We start from the raw sequence: 22,000 nt of genomic DNA on the forward strand, positions 1-22,000 counted from the left end.
GCACCAACCACATAAGTGATTGGTGCCAAACAAATGATTAGGGATAAGCACCCCAACATTTGACAGAGAGCCTAAAAGCATGTCTATATGTGGTCAAATTTTCTTATCAGCAACTTTGAGTTATGAATTTATAAACTATATTCTCCCTTATTCCATTTTCCAGAATATTGTATGCTTCCATCATCTTTATACAATATTCCTTCTCCATTTCTAGCTTCAGACTCTAACTGAATCATCATTTTCATAAAATCCGCTTCATTCTTAGAATATAGACCATAAATCTTATTTTTTTCGAAGCTATAAGCGCTAAGAATGTATTCTCCAGAATATTTTATTTGCCCATTTGGATAGTAAAAAGTACCAATGTAAAGCTTATCTGTTCCCAAAGACTTATATATAGGTGTTAATTCCCATATCTTCTTGTCATTTTTATCATAAAATTTTAATAGAGAAGTTTCTATTTCATCAGAAGTTTCTATTTCATCTTTAATCTTACGATTTTCTTTTTCATAAATTAAATAAACCTTTTTTTTCTTATTATCTAATCCATATATTGATTCCCTACTACTCACAAAATTCTTAATTGATACCAATAAAATATTAGGACCATTAATGCTTTTTTCAGCAGGAGCATAAAGGTTTTCATAACTGAAGGTTTGAAGATTTAAATTACCATCTACATTAATCTGATTAAATTCTGCCTCACCTATAGTAATATGACGATTCTCAATATTAGAATCCTTGGATACATCAATTACAGTTAAATTATATAGTCCAGAATTATTTGGATTCATATTTACAAAAACTTCTCTCAAACCAGAACTATTATTTTCAAGAAAATAATTATAAGGTAATCCATTTCTAAAGTTAGCAACCATATAAATATCCTTTTCTGTATAAGTAGAGTTCTTAGACTTTTTATAAATTATACCTTTACCATCAGGCTTATGATTTTTCATTTCACCCACATATAAATAAGTAGCCTTATTTTTATCAGGCGTTTCCTGATAACCTAAGTGTTCATTTTGAACTATATAAATAACATTTGTATCTGTTACACCTTGATTAATTAAATTCTTAAATTCATCTCGAATTTTAAGATCCGCAATAGAATTTAAATCTTTTACGTTATTTAATAGATTAAAAAATCTATCACTTGCAGTAACCGTTTTTTGCTCTATTTTTTGATTATCTTTAGTAGACTCTTTATTCTCCTCATCATTCCCACACCCACCTAAACTGAATGAACTAAGAATTAATATAAATATAATACTCAGTAATTTATAAGTTTTTGACATTATAAAACTCCTTTTATATTCCTATTACAAAGAAATAACCAGCGTAATCAACATTTTTCAAAACAAACTATTTGCGCATCACCCTACGTCTGCATGCTTTTAATATCATAACAACATACTTCATCCCTTAACTAGTTTTAAATATTTCTATTCCATTATCTTTAGTAATTATATTTATCACTACTACTTGTTTTAGCATATTATTCTCTACTAATAACTAATAAGCTTCCTACGAAACCTTATTTATTGAGTTTTCTCTGTCAATAAGTTTATCAGTCTACTTAGTAGAACTATAAAATGAATTCTGTCAACCTATTAATAAAAAAACTGATGATGTTAAGTCGCATTCAGCTAAAACTTTTAATCATAATTTACTTCCAGTAGATCTGTACAAATTGTTATTAAAACACCGATTCAAAACTCTCCTTGGACGTCTTGAGAGTATATGCAAACTTTTTTTCTCACTACTCTCACTAATTTGTACATCCCCATAAATTATTTTTCCTATTTAACATAGCCTATCTAAATTTTATAGTTTAATCTCTATAGGTTTTTCTCAAATTTTCCATTCTCATGTTCCCGTGAGGAACGATACCGTTACCATCAAGAACTTTAAATGGGATAGAACCTAATAGTGGCTTTATCCGAGTATCAATCCACTCAGAAACAATTCTTAATCCATTAAATTTTATAGAATATGGATAATCAGGCAGAAGCACATCCTCCTCCGCTTGAATTTTAATAAAAATATTTTCTATTTTAGATATTCTAGACTCTAACTCTTTTACAGATACTAAAATAGCTGGTTGATTTTTAGAATTCGCTTTACTCATTTTCCACCCCCTAATACTTAAATTGCAATATTAAATGAATTATCTCTAAATCCATAATAAAATCTTTATTTTGAATTCTAGAAATGGATACTATGAATGTATCTTAAAATACAGTTTGGTGATCTTACCATGTGTATCCCATATAATCGAAATGTTGAATTTACAACTTATACATGCCTGCTTATCATCCTGAAATACTGATTTAATCGAAAAATGTATGGTTGGCACTACGAGCATCAAACGGTAGGTAACATAACTAAGATTTTACAAATTCTCTAGGGATATTTAAATCAGAATCTATACGACCAATCTTATCAAAAGATTGCATAAACATTTTAAATGCTATAATAAACGCAACGAGCAATTTTCTTATGAAGATTCACTAGATCGATTTACCTATGCCTTTATTAGCGAATATAATGCGACGCAATCAGAGCGTAAACATAGAGTTTTGAAAACTCTGCCACGAAACTTAGTCAAGTTTTTTAACTAACTGATAATCTAAAGGGTTTACACAAACTTTTTAATATGCCTCTCAAAAAAATAATGCAAAGAAATAAATCACTAATGCTGGAAGAAATCCAATCAAAAAATACGAATGACACAAAAATTCAAATAGCTCTCTTTTGTTTCTCAATAGGTTGATTAGAATCGGTCTCTACTTGTGTTTCCTCTGTAAAATCTCAATATTAGAAAACTGTTATACATCCTATCTACTTTACTCACTCACATTAACTATAAGATGCTATAAACTACATCAATCTTCATAGTAACTGTTTGACTGATCACAAATAGTAATTAATTTAGAAAATCCTCAGTTTAATCTTATAGTTTAAAATAGGCATTAATTTATTAAGTTTAATAAAAATCCTGCTAAGAAAAAAGTTATGACCGCCCACGTTACAAAAAAAGACATACAGCCATTCTTAGCTGCATCAAACCCATTCCGACCAAAGAAAACAGATTCAGAATGTATAGTCTTCGAAATAAAAAATCCAAGAATAACGGAAATAATAAATATAATTATATCCATGACGTCTCTCCTATATCATAACTTGATTTTGTTTATATGTATTATCTTTCCACAGGCCTATATATTCAACTGATTGCCCCTCTTTATAAGAGGGACCTTGACATTTTCTATATGACTTAATATCTACCTTTATTAAAAATCCATCTCTACAAAGATTTACACTGAATATAAGCATCTCTACTCTCATTATTATTTATAATATGTCGAACAAAATCTTAATCTCTGTAGTGATTAATAGATAGAGTATTTGTATCATGACTTAATGCAAAATCTAAAACGAGCTAAGAAAATGGCTATAAAAAATTCATCTGAAATACTAAGTTCGTTACCAATTACTTCTTATTTACGAAATTGCTTATTTATCATTAAAAATAAGTGATACCAATCTATTATTTCACTTAATTGATAAAAGATACATACAAAAGATTTGCTTGCATGAATTAAATCTAAATATACTTTGCACTTAAATCATCAAGTTTTATTCCTAAATAATACCAATAGTTAAATCAGGTATTGATAAATAAACGTTAATATTTAATTAGATTTAATCCTAATTAACTTTACATCAGAAGACTTAGAGCCCAAAGTACCTTCAAAATTAAATATCCATTTTAACGGTATTCTATTTATTACATTATATTCAAACCAAGAAAAATACAGTGGACCAAAATTAGTATTTAATCGTCTGTTTTCTTCATCCCAACTGGCTTTACCACTAGGAATAAGCATGCCATTTGTTAATTCAGGATCTTTTAAAGAAATAGAATAGAGATTCCCCTCAGAATGATCAACTAAAAGACGCGTGTTATTTGTAATTCCAGCAACACCATTCACCCCCATAAATTTATATTCACCATCAATCGAAACTTTAGCTGGCTCACTACCACAACCAACTAGTAAAACCATCATAGTCAAAACAATTAATATTATCTTAGTAATATTTTTCATACTTATGCACATCCTTTATAAAACTAAACTTTATCTAAAACATTACTATTAATCACTATCGAGAAAATGTAGAAATCCCCCTTCTAATCCTTCTATAAAAAAGAATAAAACAAATAAGAAATTAAGAAATCTCCAAAAAGTCCATATCAATCACCTCATAAAATAAATAGATATAATAAATCGAGATTAAATTCACTTAAAATTGCATCAATTATTTTTTATATCACCTTAATCTCATCTAGTCTAATTTTATATCGAATCCCCCCCCGTCAACATTTGTCCGCATTCAATATACAAAATATATTATAATAAGAAATCTAGATTTTTATTAAAACACACTTTCATATTTCAAAATTATAACCAATTCTTTTTTTGTTACTACCGAATCATATTCATCCGTTTAATCAGCAATTTTATCACTACCTAATCTAAAGATAAAACTAAAAGCCACTCAATTTAAAAGTTCTTATCTAGACTAAATAATCTATTTAGTCTAAAACTCTTAATTGAGCGGCTTTCACCATATCCTATTAAATTATAAAATCATACGATTAAAAATAATTACATCGACCCCGTACTACCAATACCACCAGTTCTCACACCTGTAGCATCATCATCGTTAGTAATGAGGTATTTAGAGAATATCCCTTGCGCTATGCGTTCCCCTTTTTCAATGGACATAGGTTCTGATCCATAGTTTAAAAGGGCAATCATAATGTGGCCTTCATTATCTTCATTGTTATAGTAGTCGCTGTCGATAATGCCTGTACTATTCACAAGGGCTAAGCGACGTTTAATAGCCATACTGGAACGAATGTGAATGGCAAGGTATTCATCGTATGCCATGAAAGCTTTCAAACCGGTAGCAATCAGTTTTGTTTCGCCTGGCATTAATGTTACAGCCTCAGCAGATTCAATATCATAGCCTGCACTTTCCGTCGTTTTCCGAGTCGGTAAGTGAATGTCTTGTCCTTCAAAAGCACTCACGACTTCAAATCCGCGAATATCCATAAAGCACCTCTATTATTTTAAACAATCTTTACGAGATAAATTGACACGGCCTTGTTTATCAATTTCAATAACTTTAACCATAATCTCATCACCTACGCTCACTACATCTTCTACATTTTCTACGCGTTCTTTAGCGAGCTTAGAAATATGTACTAAACCTTCTTTACCAGGCAATACTTCAACGAAAGCACCAAACGCCATAAGACGAGTGACTTTGCCCATGTATACTTCCCCTACTTCTACTTCTTTAGTGAGGTTTTCAATAATCTCTTGCGCTTTACGAGCCCCTTCTTGGTCTACCGACGCAATAAATACAGTACCATCATCTTCGATGTCAATTTTAGCACCTGTTTCTTCGATAATACTACGAATAACTTTACCACCAGTACCAATAACGTCTCTGATTTTTTCAGGATCAATTTTTATAGTAGTAATACGTGGTGCATATGGGGACATTTCTTGACGTGGTTCAGCAATCGTATCTAACATGATGTTCATAATATGCATACGGCCTTTATGGGCTTGTTGTAATGCTTCGTCTAAAATTTCACGAGACAAGCCAGAAATTTTAATATCCATTTGGATCGCTGTTACGCCTTTAGCAGTACCAGCAACTTTAAAGTCCATATCACCAAGAGCATCTTCCATACCTTGAATATCTGTCAGGATTGTATAATTGTCATCTTTTGTAATAAGACCCATTGCAATACCTGCTACTGGTGCTTTAATAGGTACACCAGCATCCATAAGAGATAATGTAGAGCCACATACAGACGCCATAGAACTAGAACCATTTGATTCTAATACTTCAGATACTAAACGCAATGCATATGGGAATTCTTCTTCACTAGGAATAACTGGCACTAAAGCGCGCTCTGCCAAAGCACCATGACCGATTTCACGACGACCAGGACCACGAGAAGAACGAGTTTCCCCAACGGAGAACGATGGGAAATTATAGTGGTGAATATAGCGTTTTTCTGTTTCTACACCTAGTCCATCGATAGTTTGTTTCTCTGACAATGGAGCCATTGTAGCCACGTTGAGTACTTGTGTTTGGCCGCGAGTAAACAAACCAGAACCATGCGTACGAGGCAATACGCCTGTACGGCAAGAAATAGGACGCACTTCATCTAATTGACGACCGTCTGGACGGATTTTCTCTACAGAAATCATGTGGCGCACAATGTCTTTTGTCATGCTGTCAAAGGCTTTATTTACATCAGACATGTTGTCTGGATAAATATCTTCAAAATGAGCCACTACATCTGCTCGCACTTCACTTTCTTGAGCGTCACGTTGTTGTTTATCTGCACAACGAACAGCAGCATTCAATTTATCATGTCCATAAGCATAAACAGCTTCTTTGATTTCTGCAGGAATATCTTTGCTTTCAAAAATGCGTTTTTCTTTACCAACTTTAGCTTTAATCTCTTCTTGGAAAGCTACTAATTTTTTAATTTCCTCATGAGCTGCCATGATAACTTCTAAAATAATATCTTCTGGTACTTCTTCAGCACCACCTTCAACCATGAGGATAGCATCTTTTGTACCTGCAACTACAATATTAAGATCAGATTCTTCCAATTGAGCAACTGTAGGGTTAACGATAAAAGCACCATTCACACGACCCATCCGAACGCCTGCAATAGGGCCATTCCAAGGCACATCAGAAATCGTCAATGCTACAGAGGCACCAATCATACCGCATACAGCAGGATCACAATCTTGTTCTACGGACATAACAGTAGCCACAACATGTACTTCGTTGCGCACACCTTTATCAAATAATGGACGAATAGGACGGTCAATTAAGCGACTATTCAAAATAGCAGACTCTGGTGGACGCGCTTCACGTTTGATGAAGCCCCCTGGTAAACGACCTACAGCATACATTTTTTCTTCGTAGTCCACTGTAAGCGGGAAGAAATCAATATCCTTCGCTTCTTTAGAACCTGTAGCAGTTACGAGTACGCGCGTATCACCGTACCCAACCATAACAGCACCACCCGCTTGTTTTGCTAGTTCCCCTGTTTCAATCGTAAGAGTACGACCAGCTAAATCCATTTGGAATTGTTCCATTCCTATTCCTCCTATATATCTCTTCTTTATATTAGTCTCATCTATTATATATCATAGGCTTAAATTATTCCATTGAAATATAAAAGAGGATAGAAAATTGCTTTTCTATCCTCTACTAATTTATCTATCTTAACTTTTGAAGCTCTTCTATATCAATCCCCATCATATTAAGAATTGCTTCAAATGAAACAGAATAAAAACTTTTTTCATACTTATTAAATAATGCTTGTAATCTTGTATAAAAAGCTTGAAATACTTCATATTTCTAAGGATTTTTAACTGCTGTCTATAAGTTTTATATTCTTTCATAGCAATCTCTCAAAAAAAATGGCCAGGACGCCGTACGCTATCCTGACCTAATCCTATATACATTATAGTATCAATTATACGAAATATTGTCAAATATCATATAAAAAAAGCCGCCCCATAGGGCGGCCCAATATTTGATATATTGTCTTATTTACGAAGACCAAGACGTTCGATAAGAGAACGGTAACGTTCGATATCTTTACGACGAAGGTAGTCAAGCATGTTACGGCGTTGACCAACCAATTTCAACAAACCACGACGAGAATGATGATCTTTTTTATGCTCTTTCAAGTGATCTGTTAAGTATTGGATGCGGCTTGTTAAAATCGCAACTTGTACTTCTGGAGAACCAGTATCACCTTCATGAGTAGCGTACTCTTTAATAACTGCTAATTTAGCTTCTGTAGTTAACATTATTGTTACCTCCTAAAAAATAAATCCCGTTAAGCTTAAGTATACGTTGGAGAGTCGAATACTTCGCTTACGATATGTCTAATGACCTCATTCAGTATACCATTGTTTACAAAAAATGTAAATTCTGATCTTTTTCTTCTTGACGTAAAAGTGCAATACTATATTTCATACTGTCAATAAAAGAGTCTTTATCAATTATACATTGTAATATTTATAATTCTTCCGCTTTAAATATCATATAGCCTTCATAGAAATAACTATAATCAATACCTTTTATATATACTTCTCTATCATTAACTTTATCAGTCAAGGCTTGTTTCAGCACATGTTTAATTTCAATGTCCTTAATAGGACTTCGCTCCATGGCTTGTAAATAATCTTCCTTATCGACAGAACTCCAATCAATAACTTTAGATAATTCTTTTTTCAAAATCAAATTAAGCCATATTCTAGTACTACGACCATTTCCTTCTCTGAAAGGATGCACTATATTCATTTCCACATATTTTTCAACAATTTCATCAAATGTAGATTGCGGCATCGCCTCAACATGTTCAATAGCAGATTGCAAATACATAACTGGAGCAAAACGAAAATTTCCCTTTGAAATATTAACAGTTCTTACCTGCCTAGCAAATTCATAAATTTCATTAAATAAATACTTATGAATAGCTGAAAGCATAGCAAAACTACCCGCTGTATAGGAGTCTAAATATTTATTTTCAAATAATTTGACAGCCTTCTTTTTACTGATTTGTTCTTCTAAGCGTGCCAATTCTGTAGAGTCTGTAATATTAAATTTATTATTTAATACCATATCTCTCCCTTTCTAACTGCAGGGCTCCATACAGTTATTCACCCAATATAATGACCCTATGTATATTATATCTCAAAATATCATATATAAAAATAAGAGGGCTTAGCCCTCTCATCTTCATATTGTATTACTTTGCTCCCAACACCATACGGTCACTCAAAGCATTTTCGTCAGCTACTTCAAATTTTTGTAATAGATCTTGTACAGTTAATTGTTTTTTCTCTTCTCCTCGTACATCATAGATAATGCGGCCTGCATCCATCATGATGAGACGATTACCAAAGCGCAAAGCATCACGCATGTTATGAGTAATCATAAGAGTTGTCAAATTATGTTCAGCTACGAGTTTATCCGTAAGCTGTAATACATTTTCCGCTGTTTTAGGATCTAACGCAGCTGTATGTTCATCTAACAACAAGACTTCTGGACGAAGCATAGTGGCCATTAACAAGGTAATAGATTGGCGTTGTCCACCAGATAACAAACCCATACGAGCTGATAAACGATCTTCGAGACCCAATCCTAATAATGCTAAACGTTCTTTAAAAAATTCTTTTTCGCTATCTTTGAACGCCCATGATAAACCTAAACTTTTACCTCGGCGCATAGCGAGAATCAAATTTTCTTCGATTTGCATATTACCAGCTGTGCCAACCATCGGATCTTGGAATACACGGCCAATATATTTAGCCCGTTTATATTCGGGCATTTTAGTTACATCTGCATCACCGATAAAAATTTGTCCTTCATCAACTGGAAATACACCAGCAATAGAGTTTAACAACGTACTTTTACCAGCTCCATTACCACCAATAACAGTACAGAAGTCACCAGGTTCTAATTTTAAATCAATACCTTGTAAAGCTGTTTTTTCATTAATGGTGCCTTTAAAGAAGGTTTTCACCATATGTTTAATTTCTAACATAGTGCTCCTCCTATCGTGCTAACCATTTTGCTTTCAACGTTGGCAAGGACAATGCAATGGCAACGAGGATAGCAGTAAATAATTTCAAATCATTTGGCGGCATGCCCATATAAAGAACAGCAGCAATAACGATACGATATACAATAGAACCTAATACTACGGCGATAAGACTGCGAACAAAGGATTTTGTACCAAATACAACTTCGCCAATAATAACAGAAGCTAAACCGATAACGATAGTACCAATCCCCATGCCTACATCAGCAAAACCTTGAGCTTGACCAATAAGCGCCCCAGATATAGCTACAAAGCCATTGGAAATCAATAAGCCAAGAACGATCATATTATCTGTATTTACACCTTGCGCGCGAATCATTTGAGGATTTACCCCTGTTGCACGCAAAGCCGTACCAATTTCAGTACCGAAGAACCAAAACAAAATGATGCAAATCGCAATAGCCACAATAATACCAATAATAGCGGCAGACCACATATTTGGTGTTCCCAATAAAGAACCGAGCATACTATACACTGTATCCATACGGAGAAGAGAAATATTTGCTTTCCCCATAATATGAAGGTTTACAGAGTATAACGCAATCATCGTTAAAATACCAGCTAATAATGCAGGAATTTTAAGTTTTGTATGTACCCAACCAGTAACAGCACCTGCTACCATACCACCGATACCGGCAATAACAATAGATAAAATTGGGGACATTCCACTAGTAATTAATATTGCTGAAATAGCTGCCCCCATGGGAAAGGATCCTTCCACTGTTAAGTCAGCTACATCAAGGACGCGGAAGGTGATGAATACACCTACCGCTAACAAAGACCACAATAGGCCCTGTGTAATGGTGCCTACCACTAAATCCAACATTAGTTTCTCCTATTTTTTCATATCTTGACGAAGTGCTTCTGGGATAGTAATACCCATTCGATTAGCACGTTCTTCGTTTACAGTTAATTTGATATCTTTTTGCATTTCCACTGGAAGCTCGGAAATCTTTGCTTCACCAGATAAAATTTTAGCTGCCATCAAACCTGTTTGATAGCCCAATTGATAATAATCAACAGAGTAAGTTGCTACCCCACCAGTCATAGTCATCCCTTCATCAGCAGCGAAAACAGGAATGTTAGCGCTATCAGTAATTTGTGCTAAATTAGCCATAGCAGAAGCTAATACATTATCTGTTGGTGTGTAAATAGCTTGTACATCTTGATTTACAAGATTGCTAGCAGCTTGTTGAATATCATTGACATTAGATACAGTCGCTTCTACTACAGTAATGCCTTTCGTAGCCGCGTAAGCTTTCATTTTCTCTACTTGTAATTGGGAGTTAATTTCTGAAGATGTATATAATGCGCCAATGCGTTTTACATTAGGTATTAAAGCCATAATCAAATCGACTTCTCGCTCTACTGGTGTCATATCAGATGTACCAGATACATTACCGCCTGGACGATCATTAGATTGAACGAGCTTGGCTGTTTCATAATCAGTAATAGCTGTTCCTAAAATAGGAATATCATGTGTTGCATTAGCCAATGTTTGTGCAGCTGGTGTTGCAATGGCTAACATTAAATCTTTTTTATCGGACACAAAGCGTTGTGCAATGCTATTTAAATTTGATTGATCCGCTTGGGCATTTTGATAGTCGATTTTAATGTTTTCGCCATCTTTAAATCCTTTAGATGCCAAACCATCAATAAAACCTTTATTAGCCGCATCGAGTGAAGGATGCTCTACTAATTGAATAATGCCTACCTTTTTTTGATTATCTGATGCTGTATTGCCACAACCAACCATGAAAGCTGTCATAGATACTGCGGCTAATGCTAATGCTATGCCTTTTTTCCAGTTCATCGGTGTTCCTTTCTTACTTGTATTACATATCAGTATGCTCGAATCCTATTATATCAGTAATGGTATTGCCTACTGATTCACATTACATCATAGTCACTTTATCCATCATATCTTGAGGTAATGTAATACCTAGTTTCTCTAACTTCTCTTTATTCACTACAAGTTTGAATTCTTTCTGCATTTCTACAGGCATGTCTTCGATTTTAGCTTCCCCACGCAAAATTTTTGCCGCCATTAAACCTGTCTGATAACCGAGTTGTCCGTAGTCAACAGATAAAGACATCATAGCGCCACCTTTCACTTGGTTGTCTTCACCACCAAACACAGGGATATTAGCGCTATCAGTGACGCTGACTAAATTAGAAATAGCAGAAGCTACTACATTATCTGTTGGTACGTACACTGCTTGTACACCATCAGCTACGAGACTTTGTGCTGCTTGTTGAATATCGTTAACGTTAGATACTGTCACTTCTTTAACAGTAATGCCTTTAGTAGCAGCATAGGCTTTCATTTTTTCTACTTGTAACTGAGAATTCACTTCACTAGAACTATAAATGGTACCAATAGTTTTTACTTCTGGCAACACTTGTAGAATTAAATCTACTTGTTGTTCTACAGGATTCATATCGGATGTACCAGATACATTACCACCTGGATGTTCATTAGATTTAACCAGTTTTGCTGATTCATAGTCTGTAACAGCAGTGGCTAAAATAGGAATTTCATGTGTTGCATTAGCCATCGTTTGCGCTGCTGGCGTAGCGATAGCTAAAATTAAATTTTTACGATCCGATACGAATCGTTGCGCAATACTATTTAAATTCGATTGATCGGCTTGAGCATTTTGTTGGTCAAAGCCAATTTTATCAGCTAAACCTTCTTCTTGGAGAGCTTTAATAAAACCTTGGTTAGCTGCGTCTAAAGCGGGATGCTCAACGAGCTGAACAATACCTACTTTATATTCACCGCTATTAGATGTATCAGATGTACCACAACCTGCTAAACCTAATAAAGCGAAACAAGTCAATGCCAGGGTCATTCCTTTTCTAAAATTCATGGGGAAACTCCTTCCTTTGGCGTGAAATTAGATAATATCTCTATTATATACCAGATTATAGGCTACTTCAATGTAGCTAGCATGTCTTCTGTTAAATCATTAGCAGCCAGGATATACTCTTTTAATGCATCTCTTTGTAAAGCTACTTTCATAACTGGTACTTCAAAGGGATCTAGATTAACTGACATCAAGACTTCACCGTTAATATGATAGCCTACGATAGATTCCCCTTCTGCAGGGTCTAACGTTTCTCGTTTCACTGTTACGCAATACGGTTTCATCACTGCTTCTGCAGCGACAGCAACAGTTTCGCGGTCCTTCATATAATCGGAAGCCATCGCTTCAGGAATATCAAAAATATCAACTCTTACCGTTTTAACTTCAGATGCTTCCTCTTTAGCCACTGCAATAGCGTCAGCTAATATTGTTTCCATAGTATCACTCCTAAGTACACGTATATGTTGTAGCCTTTACAGTTATAGTGTTTAAATCGTTTCGTCGTCAGCTGTTAAAAAGGCTACATAACAACGTTTAGTTTCGTAAATATCAGCTTTAGACGTTACTTCCCATGGGGCATGCATACTAAGAACAGCAACACCACAGTCGATGACATTCATACCATAAAGAGCCATAATATAGGCGATAGTGCCACCTCCACCGAGATCTACGCGACCCAATTCAGCTGTTTGATACGTTACATCATTAGCTTCCATGACACGACGAATAAAGCCCATATATTCTGCATTGGCATCATTGGAACCAGATTTACCACGAGAACCAGTAAATTTATTAAAAACTACCCCCATGCCAAGGAAAGAGGCATTTTTCTTTTCATAGGCAGATGCGTAAAGTGGATCGTATCCAGCACTTACATCAGAAGATAACATGCGAGAGTTTTCTAATGTGCGGCGCACACTAACAGAATTAGGTTTACCCATCAATGTAAGAATTTCTGCTACAGCATTTTCAAAGAATCGAGATTGCATACCGGTAGCACCAACAGAACCGATTTCTTCTTTATCTACTAATAAGCAACAAGTAGTACGTTTTACAGTATCTACTTCAAGCATTGCTACTAACGATGTATAGGAGCATACGCGATCATCTTGACCATAAGCAATAATCATAGACCTGTCAAAGCCCATATCGCGAGCTTTACCAGCTGGTACGATTTCTAATTCTGCAGACAATAAGTCTTTTTCTACAAAGCCATATTGTTTTTCCAATAATTCATTGATGAATTTAGAAACCCCTTCTTTTTCTTCGCCTTTTTTAGGTTGGCTGCCAATTAAGAGGTCTAACGATTCCCCCTCAATAACATTGGCTGCTTTTTTCTGCATTTGTTCTTGCCCTAAGTGTGGCAATAAATCAGTAATGCAGAATACAGGATCATTTTCATTATCCCCAATATTGACTTCAATACGAGTACCATCTGTCTTAACTACAACCCCATGAATAGCTAAAGGCATAGCAACCCATTGGTATTTTTTGATACCGCCATAATAATGCGTATCCCAGAATAAAAGATTGCTATCTTCATATTGAGGATTTTGTTTTACGTCAATGCGAGGCGCATCGATATGTGCCCCAAGAATATTCATACCCAATTCGATATCGTCAGTGCCGATATTGAAGAGAGCAATTGATTTATCCATATGAGTATAGTAAATTTTATCTCCCGCTTTGATAGGCGTATTGGATTTAATTATATCTCGTAAATCAACATACCCTTTTGCTTCTGCTGCGGCTACCGATTGAACGACGCATTCTCGTTCAGTCTTACCATTATCTAAAAATTCGCGATAGCTATCACCCAGCGCGAATACCTCTTGTAATGTATTTTCATCATATTTATGCCATGCATATGTTCTTTCCATATTATTAACCTTTCTTTTGTTCTAATTGTAGTCTACGCCGTTCTTGATACCGACGTTCTTTCTCTCGGTTCAAAGCTGATTTTTCTGTATATAGCTTAATAATTTCATCGGTACTATGACTCAATACTTTTGTTAAATAAAAGCGTGATTCTCCAGATGAATTAGTGTATTTCCCTACTTTTAATTGAATGGCAAACTCTCCATGTTTAGGACAAATGCCAATAGATAAATAATAATCCCCTTGCATGCGTTCCGGATTAGTTGATTCTAATCGATGTTGACAATATGGGCAAAAAGAAATACGCCCTTTTCGATCATAAACGATACGCTTCTTCTCTAGGAAATTCTCATACATAAAAAATATGAGTCCTGGTGGATATAAAAATGGATTAGGCGCTTCTTTTCTCACTACATCGTAATGCATAAGGGCACGATTTAAATCTATTTTTTGACATACATGAGCTGTAAAAATAGCATCATGTAATGCATTGTGAGCAGATAATTTATCATTTGTAACGCCTAAGTCTTTTACAGCACTAGCTAAGGAAAATTGTTTTACAATACCATGTCGCTCGTAACTGTACAGGACTTGGATATCTGCCCACTGATGATAATCAACGGATTTCATCGTATGTAGCAAGAGATTCTCTCGCAACATCAAAATATCGTCAACGCCCCACGAGAGGAGCATATAGTCATCGCCACACCATAATTTAAAATTGTTATACGCTAATACAAAAGGCACGCCCATATTTAATTCATTTTGTGTAATACCAGTCAATTTCTTTACATGTTTGTGCATAGATGTAAGAAATTTAGGCTTTATATAAACCGTAAAAGTATCAACAATATCTAATTGTTCGTTGAGCTTAACTGCTCCAATTTGGATAATCTCCCCTCTAATGGGCATCTTTGTTCGTTTCATAAAACTGATGTCATTACTATAAGGTTGATTCCACTCTAAATCAAACACAATATAATTCATAGGTTCTTCCTATTCTGTGAGAGCCTACTCGATAATCATTTGCTTTGCAATAAAGTTTGCGCAGCCTCAATAACTTGTTCTGTGGTAATAACAGAAATACCTTTATATGTACCTTCTCGAATAACCTTTTTCATGCTTTTACCAATCTCATAGCGATCCATAGATTCTAAGACAATTGTTTTAGCTTTATATGGGCCATAGAAAAATGGATTGGATGGACCATAGAGGGCCACAATTGGGACACCCTGGCTAATAGCTACATGCATAGGTCCCGAGTCATTAGTAATCAATAAATCGCACCATTTCATGGCAGCGGCTAATTCACCAATAGAAAACTCCCCAGTTCCTACAATGGGTTTAGTTTCCATAAGATTAACTACAGATTGGACCATATCCCTATCCATAGGGCCACCGAAAAAGATTGTTTTGTACCCTTTTCGGCCAAAATAATCGGCTACCGCAGCAAAACGTTCTGGAGGCCATCTTTTTTCTGGTACTGCACTACCAATATTAAAGCCTATTAAAATATCATTAGGTTTAATATGGTGGGATTCATAAAAACGAGCAGCCTTATCTTTCCAAGCTTGGCTCGTTTCAATATATAAACCATGATTTGATATATCTGTTACACCTAATTGTTCCAGTACATTGATATACATATCGGCAGCATGGCGAGTCTTTCGATCCAAGCGAGTATAGTGAGTCATAAACAGACGAAATAAGAAATGACTCATTCCCACCGTTTCTTTCCCTTTAATTTGCCACGCTAAATAAGATGTTCTTTCATTGGGATGTAAATTAATCACTATATCTGGTTGACCGTTAGCATTAATTTCCGCAGCTATTTCTTTTAACCCATTAATACTATTATGTCGACCTTTTTTATCAACCGTAATAAGTTCATCAATATAAGGACTATAGGCCAAAACATCTTCTAATTTTTCATCAATGACGTATGTAATATGACTATGAGGTGCTGCTTTTCTTAATACTTCAAGAAAAGGCGTCGTCAACACTACGTCGCCTAGGTGCATAAGAAAGGTTACGACAATGCGTTTATAATCTAGTTCCATTACGTATCCTTTCTCACAATATCAGTATATACATCCCACACCGTATCAACAGGAATTTGTGCCATACAGTGAGGGTCATCAATCAATGGTTGTTCTGGTGTTGCTTTAGATGTAGGGGAAATGATGATATGTACATGACTGCCCCCATAAGGGCCTGTTCGTTCAGGAGAAGTTGTACCAAACATAGCAATCAACGGCTTTTTCAAAGCATTAGCTATATGCAACGGTCCTGTATCAGCACTAATAAAGAGCTGACAATGGCGAATCAATTCAATTAACTCTGGCATCGATGTAGTGCCTACTAAGTTAATGAGATTATCATGTTTCACATATTGTTCCAGGAATTCTCCTTTATCGTCATCATCAGGAGCACCAGCGATGACCACTTTTTTCCCGCTTTCACAAAGGCGAATGCAGAGTTCCCCAAAATTGACTAAAGGCCATTCCTTTACGACCCAGCGCGCACCAGGGACGACGACGATATAGTCGTCATGGACACCGCGCTCAGCTAAGCGTTGCCGGATAGATTGTTCTGCTTCACTATAGATTGGCATAGGAAATTCGACACCATCTACTTCACCGCCCAATACACGCACCGTATCTAAGTAACGCTCAATGACGTGATCAAATTGATGGTCGCCAACGAGAGGGGTATTGACTAAATTACTACCTTCTCGCAACTCCCAATACCCATATTTCTCAGGTGCCCCCGACAAAGCAGAAACAACAGCGCTTTTAGCAATGGATTGTAAATCTAAGGTCATATCAAAATGACGAGCTTTCAAATCTTTACGAAGGTTCCACAAGTATGATGGTGATGTTAACTGTTTTTTGTCGATAATAATGATATCATCAACCCACGGTTTGCCTGGCAATAAATCGGCAAATTGCTTGTGAATAGCCCATGTAATATGGGCATGAGGCAAATTTTTGCGCAATGCATATAAAGTTGGCAAACTGTGAATTACATCACCAAGGGAACTCATTTTAATAATGAGTATATTCTTGTAATCCTTCATAATCCTCCCTCATATCAACGACCATTATAATTCATAAATCCTATCCGCTGTCCCCTAATTAGTTCAAGATTATTTTCATAAACGATAATAAATCGGTGCCAGTAAACAAATAACCCTTTACACCTGCTGCTTCTGCCGACTCTACATCGCGCACATTATCGCCAATTAAAAAGCTTTCACTAGGATCTACATTGTACTCTTTAATAGCCTGTAATAACATGCCTGGTTTCGGTTTACGACAATCGCAGTCTACAGCGTAACGTTCTACAGTGCCATCTTTGTGATGAGGACAATAATAAAAGCGCAAAATCGGAGCCCCTGCTTTATCTAGTTCATTTCCCATATAGTCATGTAAGATTTGAACATCTGACTCTTTATAATAGCCCCGTGCTACACCGCTTTGGTTGGTCACTACGATGAGATCATAACCAGCGTCATAAGCCAATTTCAAAGCTTCTTTTGCACCGTCTACCCACTGTAGATCTTCGATTTTATAGAGATAAGATACATCTTTATTGATGACCCCATCTCGATCTAAAAATAATACTTTACGCATAGCTTCCTTTCCTAGTAGGACCCAGCCTAGACGCAGTCGTCATTAGCGCAAGTAACCTTCGTTATTTTCTAATAATTCACAATATTCTTTAACAGCTTCAGACAATTCTGTAAAGCCTTTATCGTAGCCAGCAGCCATCAATTTTGTCGTATCTGCTTCAGTAAAGCTTTGGTATTTACCTTTTAATACCTCTGGGAATGGAATATATTCAATACGACCTTTTCCGTTGTAGTCGATAACAGCTTGCATAAATTCGTTAAAGCTATGCGCATTGCCTGTACCACAGTTGAATACACCGGAAATCTCTGGGTGCTCCCAAAAGAAAAAGTTCACATTCACTACGTCTTTTACATAAATAAAATCGCGTGTATGACCACCATTTTCATAACCATCTGTGCCTTCAAACAAGTTGATGACACCTGTTTCTTGGTTTTTGTAGAACATTTGACGTACTAAAGATGCCATTTTGTCTTTATGCGCTTCATTAGGGCCAAATACATTAAAGTAACGCAAGCCTACCACTTGTGCCGTATATTCACCTTCAAATTTACGTACATACCGATCGAACAACAATTTAGAGTACGCATATGGATTTAATGCTTCTTCTGCTTCTGGCTTTTCTACGAAGCCATTGGTTCCATTACCATAAGTAGAGGCAGATGACGCATAAATAAATGGAATCGCTCTATCTTGACAGTAATGGAATAAATTTTTAGACCCTTCGTAGTTGTTTTTCATCATAAAACGACCATTATATTCCATGGTATCCGCGCAAGCACCTTGATGGAATACAACATCAATAGGCCCAATATTAAAAGTTCCCTCCGCAATAGCCGAATCAAAATCTTCACAGTCCATATAATCTAAAAAATCTAAATTCTGAATGTTTCGAATTTTACGACCATCCGTTAAATCATCTACGATAAGAATATCATTGCGACCACGTTCATTTAATGCTTTGACGATATTACTACCGATAAAACCGGCACCACCTGTTACAATAATCATAGTTTACCTTCCTTAGCCATAGTAGCAATTTTCTTAACAATATCAGATGTAGAATAGCCGTCTTTGAAAGACAATACTTCTACATCATCGACGGATTCTCGACCGACGATATCTTCTTTTTTATAATCTCCACCTTTAACAAGAATATTAGGTTGTAAATAAGCTAATAATTCTGCTGGTGTATCTTCTCCAAAGAGTACAACCCCATCAATACAGCCTAATGCGCTCAAAAGAGCTGCCCGATCTTCTTCACCTATGATTGGTCGAGTTTCGCCTTTTAAGCGCTTTACCGATTCATCGGAATTTAAACCAATGATTAAGTGTTGTCCCAATTGTGCCGCTTCTTGTAAATACGTAATATGTCCACGGTGTAAAATATCGAAACAGCCATTCGTAAATACTACCGTTTCATCCTTCGATTTCCACTGGTCGATGAGAGCCTTCATCTCTTCTTTTGTATATAACGGTTTCATATGACCTCTTTGTTGTAAAGATTGCCACAAGTCTATCAATTCAGATCGGTGAATTGGATATGTACCGACTTTCGAAACGACAATACCAGCAGCACCATTAGCGATATGCAATGCTAAACGCATAGACAAACCGCTTGCTAAGCAAGCAATCATCATAGATACGACCGTATCGCCTGCACCACTGACATCAAAGACATCTTGTTGGGTAGCTGGATTATGCCAAGTTCGGCCATCTTTAGCCACTACTGTAATACCTTTTGCAGAACGAGTGGCAATGACATATTCTAACTCGACATTAGCTAATACTTTTCCTGCTGCTTTGATTACAGCTTCGTCGGTATTATCTAGCGCATAGCCTACAGACTCGCCTAATTCTTTTACATTTGGTGTAATGCAAGTAGCTCCATTATATTTAGACCAGTCCGCCCCTTTCGGATCAACGATGGTCTGAATATTATATTCTTTCGCAATGGCAAAGACTTTGGCTAATACACTCGGTGTACATACGCCTTTGCCGTAGTCAGAAATGACAATACCTTGCAAGCCATCTTCACAGAGAGCTTTCAGCCATTCTACTAGGCGACATTCCTCCTCTTCGGTTACATCCGATATAGTTTCAAAATCAAGGCGCATCATTTGTTGACGGTCGCCGAGGATGCGCATCTTAGTAATGGTAGAACGATGATCACCATAAATCATGCCAGACGTGTCGATGCCATCTGCAGCAAGTAACTCTTTCAAGACTTGCCCGTGCACATCATTACCAGCAATGCCTCCTAGATATACATGGCAATCTAAATTGGCTAGGTTAGACGCTACATTGCCAGCACCGCCGAGCACTTCTTTTATAGAAGATACTCTATTTACAGGCACTGGCGCTTCTGGGGAAATACGACTGACATCGCCAAATACATAGCGATCCACCATGACATCGCCAATAACGGCAATTTTTAAATTTGGCAATGAATTACGCAAAAACTCATTGATTGTATGTGTAATCATAGTTCCCCTTTCTGTTTATTTTGTAATTCTTTATAATTCTCTTTTATCATCTACTAATAGTTCTTAGATAGCGCTCTCTAAATAGGATAGCTCTCTCTAAATAGATTTGCTTTCACTAAGTCGATGTTAATAATCCTCTTCGATAAGTTCACAAATAATGTGACCTATGAGGATATGCATTTCTTGAATACGAGCTGTCACATTGCTAGGTACAGCAAAGGTAATATCACATAATTCACCTAGTTTGCCGCCCCCTTCTCCAGTGAAAGCGATAGTATGCATCCCCACAGAACGTGCCGTTTCTACAGCTTTTACTACGTTTTTGGAATTTCCCGATGTAGAAATGCCAATCAATACATCACCAGAACGGCCTAATCCTTCTACTTGACGAGAGAAAATAGAGTCAAAATCATAATCATTAGCTACGGCTGTCAAAATTGATGTATCTGTAGTCAATGCAATAGACGCCAAAGAGCGGCGCTCTTTTTTATAACGCCCTACTAATTCAGCTGCCAAATGTTGAGAATCTGCTGCAGAGCCTCCATTACCACAAAATAAAATCTTATTTCCATTCGCTAAGGCTACTTTGCATCGCTCTGCAATTTCTTCGATTATATCCATGCGTTCCATCGTCTTGCCAAACACATCAAGATGGTCTGAAAAACGTTCTGCAATAATTGGATTTATTTCTGCCATGATTCTATCTCCTGTATAAGGAGGTCAGCATCTCTCCTACTACATGCCCCTTATATTATGCTTAATGATTAGTCTTCTTTTACTTCTTTTGATTCAGACTTTTCTTTTTTACGTTTATTATCTAACTTCTTTAAAGATTTTAATTCTTCCATAAAACTATCAATATTATCAAACTTACGATATACAGAAGCAAAACGAACGTACGCAACTTGGTCGATATCTTTTAATTGCTGCAATACAAGTTCACCAATGCGATCTGTAGTTACTTCTTGGCTTACTTCGTTGCGAATCTCTCGTTCTACATCATTTACAACTTGTTCCATAATGGACATTGGCACTGTCCGTTTATCGCAAGACCGTAACAAACCATTTAATAATTTCCCTCGGTCAAATAACTCGCGGCGCCCATTTTTCTTAGCCACCATTAATGGTACTTCTTCAACCACTTCATAAGTAGTAAAACGTCGTCCACAGCTAATACATTCACGACGACGACGAATACTATTCCCCTCATCGGTTGTTCTAGAGTCTGTTACCTTCGTATCAGTGTGTTGGCAATAAGGACATCTCATACAGTATATGCCTCCTTTAGTATTATATATGTAAATTTACGCGCAAAAATCCCATTTTCTTATACTCTATATAGTACCACGAAAGGCAATAAAACACAAAATATACAAGCAAAAGCGAGCCGTTTTATAACGACTCGCT

21 protein-coding genes are annotated in these 22,000 nt (G+C 36.1%); all 21 read right to left on the reverse strand.

The window, feature by feature from the left end; genetic code table 11:
• Window positions 1–128: 128 nt before the first annotated feature.
• The 21 genes from NFR29_RS04785 to nrdR all read right to left on the reverse strand — a co-directional run bounded on the left by NFR29_RS04785 (window position 129) and on the right by nrdR (window position 21,861).
• Window positions 129–1,298: a hypothetical protein gene (locus NFR29_RS04785; RefSeq protein WP_251424056.1), complete on the reverse strand. Its 1,170-nt coding sequence runs from the start codon at window positions 1,296–1,298 to the stop codon at window positions 129–131.
• Window positions 1,299–1,834: 536 nt separating this feature from the next.
• Window positions 1,835–2,131 carry a hypothetical protein gene (locus NFR29_RS04790; RefSeq protein ID WP_251424058.1) on the reverse strand — a complete coding sequence of 99 codons (297 nt, stop codon included), beginning with the start codon at window positions 2,129–2,131 and terminating at the stop codon, window positions 1,835–1,837.
• 1,567 nt (window positions 2,132–3,698) lie between these two features.
• Window positions 3,699–4,112 carry a hypothetical protein gene (locus tag NFR29_RS04795; protein WP_251424060.1) on the reverse strand — a complete coding sequence of 138 codons (414 nt, stop codon included), beginning with the start codon at window positions 4,110–4,112 and terminating at the stop codon, window positions 3,699–3,701.
• 561 nt (window positions 4,113–4,673) lie between these two features.
• The gene (gene dut, locus NFR29_RS04800) at window positions 4,674–5,123 is read right to left on the reverse strand and encodes a dUTP diphosphatase (RefSeq protein WP_251424062.1); all 450 of its coding nucleotides are present in this window, start codon (window positions 5,121–5,123) and stop codon (window positions 4,674–4,676) included.
• A 12-nt stretch (window positions 5,124–5,135) separates the two neighbouring features.
• A complete protein-coding gene (locus tag NFR29_RS04805; protein ID WP_251424064.1) occupies window positions 5,136–7,205 on the reverse strand; it encodes a polyribonucleotide nucleotidyltransferase in 2,070 nt (689 codons plus the stop codon).
• A gap of 456 nt (window positions 7,206–7,661) precedes the next feature.
• Window positions 7,662–7,928, reverse strand: coding sequence for a 30S ribosomal protein S15 (rpsO, locus tag NFR29_RS04810; RefSeq protein ID WP_005386879.1), 267 nt, complete (start codon window positions 7,926–7,928; stop codon window positions 7,662–7,664).
• Window positions 7,929–8,139: 211 nt separating this feature from the next.
• Window positions 8,140–8,745, reverse strand: a complete 606-nt coding sequence (gene fic / locus NFR29_RS04815) for a protein adenylyltransferase Fic (protein ID WP_251424066.1) — start codon at window positions 8,743–8,745, stop codon at window positions 8,140–8,142.
• A gap of 127 nt (window positions 8,746–8,872) precedes the next feature.
• Window positions 8,873–9,670 carry an ABC transporter ATP-binding protein gene (locus NFR29_RS04820; RefSeq protein WP_251424069.1) on the reverse strand — a complete coding sequence of 266 codons (798 nt, stop codon included), beginning with the start codon at window positions 9,668–9,670 and terminating at the stop codon, window positions 8,873–8,875.
• Window positions 9,671–9,680: 10 nt separating this feature from the next.
• Window positions 9,681–10,553, reverse strand: a complete 873-nt coding sequence (locus tag NFR29_RS04825; protein WP_251424070.1) for an ABC transporter permease — start codon at window positions 10,551–10,553, stop codon at window positions 9,681–9,683.
• A gap of 9 nt (window positions 10,554–10,562) precedes the next feature.
• Window positions 10,563–11,540, reverse strand: coding sequence for an ABC transporter substrate-binding protein (locus NFR29_RS04830; protein ID WP_251424072.1), 978 nt, complete (start codon window positions 11,538–11,540; stop codon window positions 10,563–10,565).
• 82 nt (window positions 11,541–11,622) lie between these two features.
• Entirely contained in the window at window positions 11,623–12,600 is a 978-nt protein-coding gene (locus NFR29_RS04835) for an ABC transporter substrate-binding protein (protein ID WP_251424074.1), read from the reverse strand.
• A 62-nt stretch (window positions 12,601–12,662) separates the two neighbouring features.
• Window positions 12,663–13,034, reverse strand: a complete 372-nt coding sequence (locus tag NFR29_RS04840) for a hypothetical protein (protein WP_251424076.1) — start codon at window positions 13,032–13,034, stop codon at window positions 12,663–12,665.
• A gap of 51 nt (window positions 13,035–13,085) precedes the next feature.
• Entirely contained in the window at window positions 13,086–14,477 is a 1,392-nt protein-coding gene (locus NFR29_RS04845; protein WP_251424078.1) for an aminopeptidase, read from the reverse strand.
• 4 nt (window positions 14,478–14,481) lie between these two features.
• Window positions 14,482–15,462 (reverse strand): 3'-5' exonuclease, encoded by a 981-nt coding sequence (locus tag NFR29_RS04850; RefSeq protein ID WP_251424080.1) that lies wholly within the window; start codon window positions 15,460–15,462, stop codon window positions 14,482–14,484.
• A gap of 35 nt (window positions 15,463–15,497) precedes the next feature.
• Window positions 15,498–16,535: a glycosyltransferase family 9 protein gene (locus NFR29_RS04855; protein WP_251424082.1), complete on the reverse strand. Its 1,038-nt coding sequence runs from the start codon at window positions 16,533–16,535 to the stop codon at window positions 15,498–15,500.
• The gene (locus NFR29_RS04860) at window positions 16,535–17,554 is read right to left on the reverse strand and encodes a glycosyltransferase family 9 protein (RefSeq protein WP_251424084.1); all 1,020 of its coding nucleotides are present in this window, start codon (window positions 17,552–17,554) and stop codon (window positions 16,535–16,537) included. The genes NFR29_RS04855 and NFR29_RS04860 overlap by 1 nt, the downstream gene beginning before the upstream one ends.
• Window positions 17,555–17,612: 58 nt before the next feature.
• Window positions 17,613–18,110 (reverse strand): D-glycero-alpha-D-manno-heptose-1,7-bisphosphate 7-phosphatase, encoded by a 498-nt coding sequence (locus NFR29_RS04865; RefSeq protein ID WP_251424086.1) that lies wholly within the window; start codon window positions 18,108–18,110, stop codon window positions 17,613–17,615.
• Between the two features lie 42 nt (window positions 18,111–18,152).
• The gene (gene rfaD, locus NFR29_RS04870) at window positions 18,153–19,118 is read right to left on the reverse strand and encodes an ADP-glyceromanno-heptose 6-epimerase (protein ID WP_251424087.1); all 966 of its coding nucleotides are present in this window, start codon (window positions 19,116–19,118) and stop codon (window positions 18,153–18,155) included.
• Window positions 19,115–20,593, reverse strand: coding sequence for a D-glycero-beta-D-manno-heptose-7-phosphate kinase (gene rfaE1, locus NFR29_RS04875; RefSeq protein WP_251424088.1), 1,479 nt, complete (start codon window positions 20,591–20,593; stop codon window positions 19,115–19,117). Before rfaE1 ends, rfaD begins: the two co-directional genes overlap by 4 nt.
• 126 nt (window positions 20,594–20,719) lie before the next feature.
• Entirely contained in the window at window positions 20,720–21,289 is a 570-nt protein-coding gene (gene gmhA / locus NFR29_RS04880; RefSeq protein ID WP_251424090.1) for a D-sedoheptulose 7-phosphate isomerase, read from the reverse strand.
• Between the two features lie 68 nt (window positions 21,290–21,357).
• A complete protein-coding gene (gene nrdR, locus NFR29_RS04885) occupies window positions 21,358–21,861 on the reverse strand; it encodes a transcriptional regulator NrdR (RefSeq protein ID WP_251424092.1) in 504 nt (167 codons plus the stop codon).
• Window positions 21,862–22,000: the final 139 nt, after the last annotated feature.

It is taken from the genome of Veillonella agrestimuris (assembly GCF_943193065.1).
GTDB classification, from domain to species: Bacteria; Bacillota; Negativicutes; order Veillonellales; family Veillonellaceae; genus Veillonella; species Veillonella agrestimuris.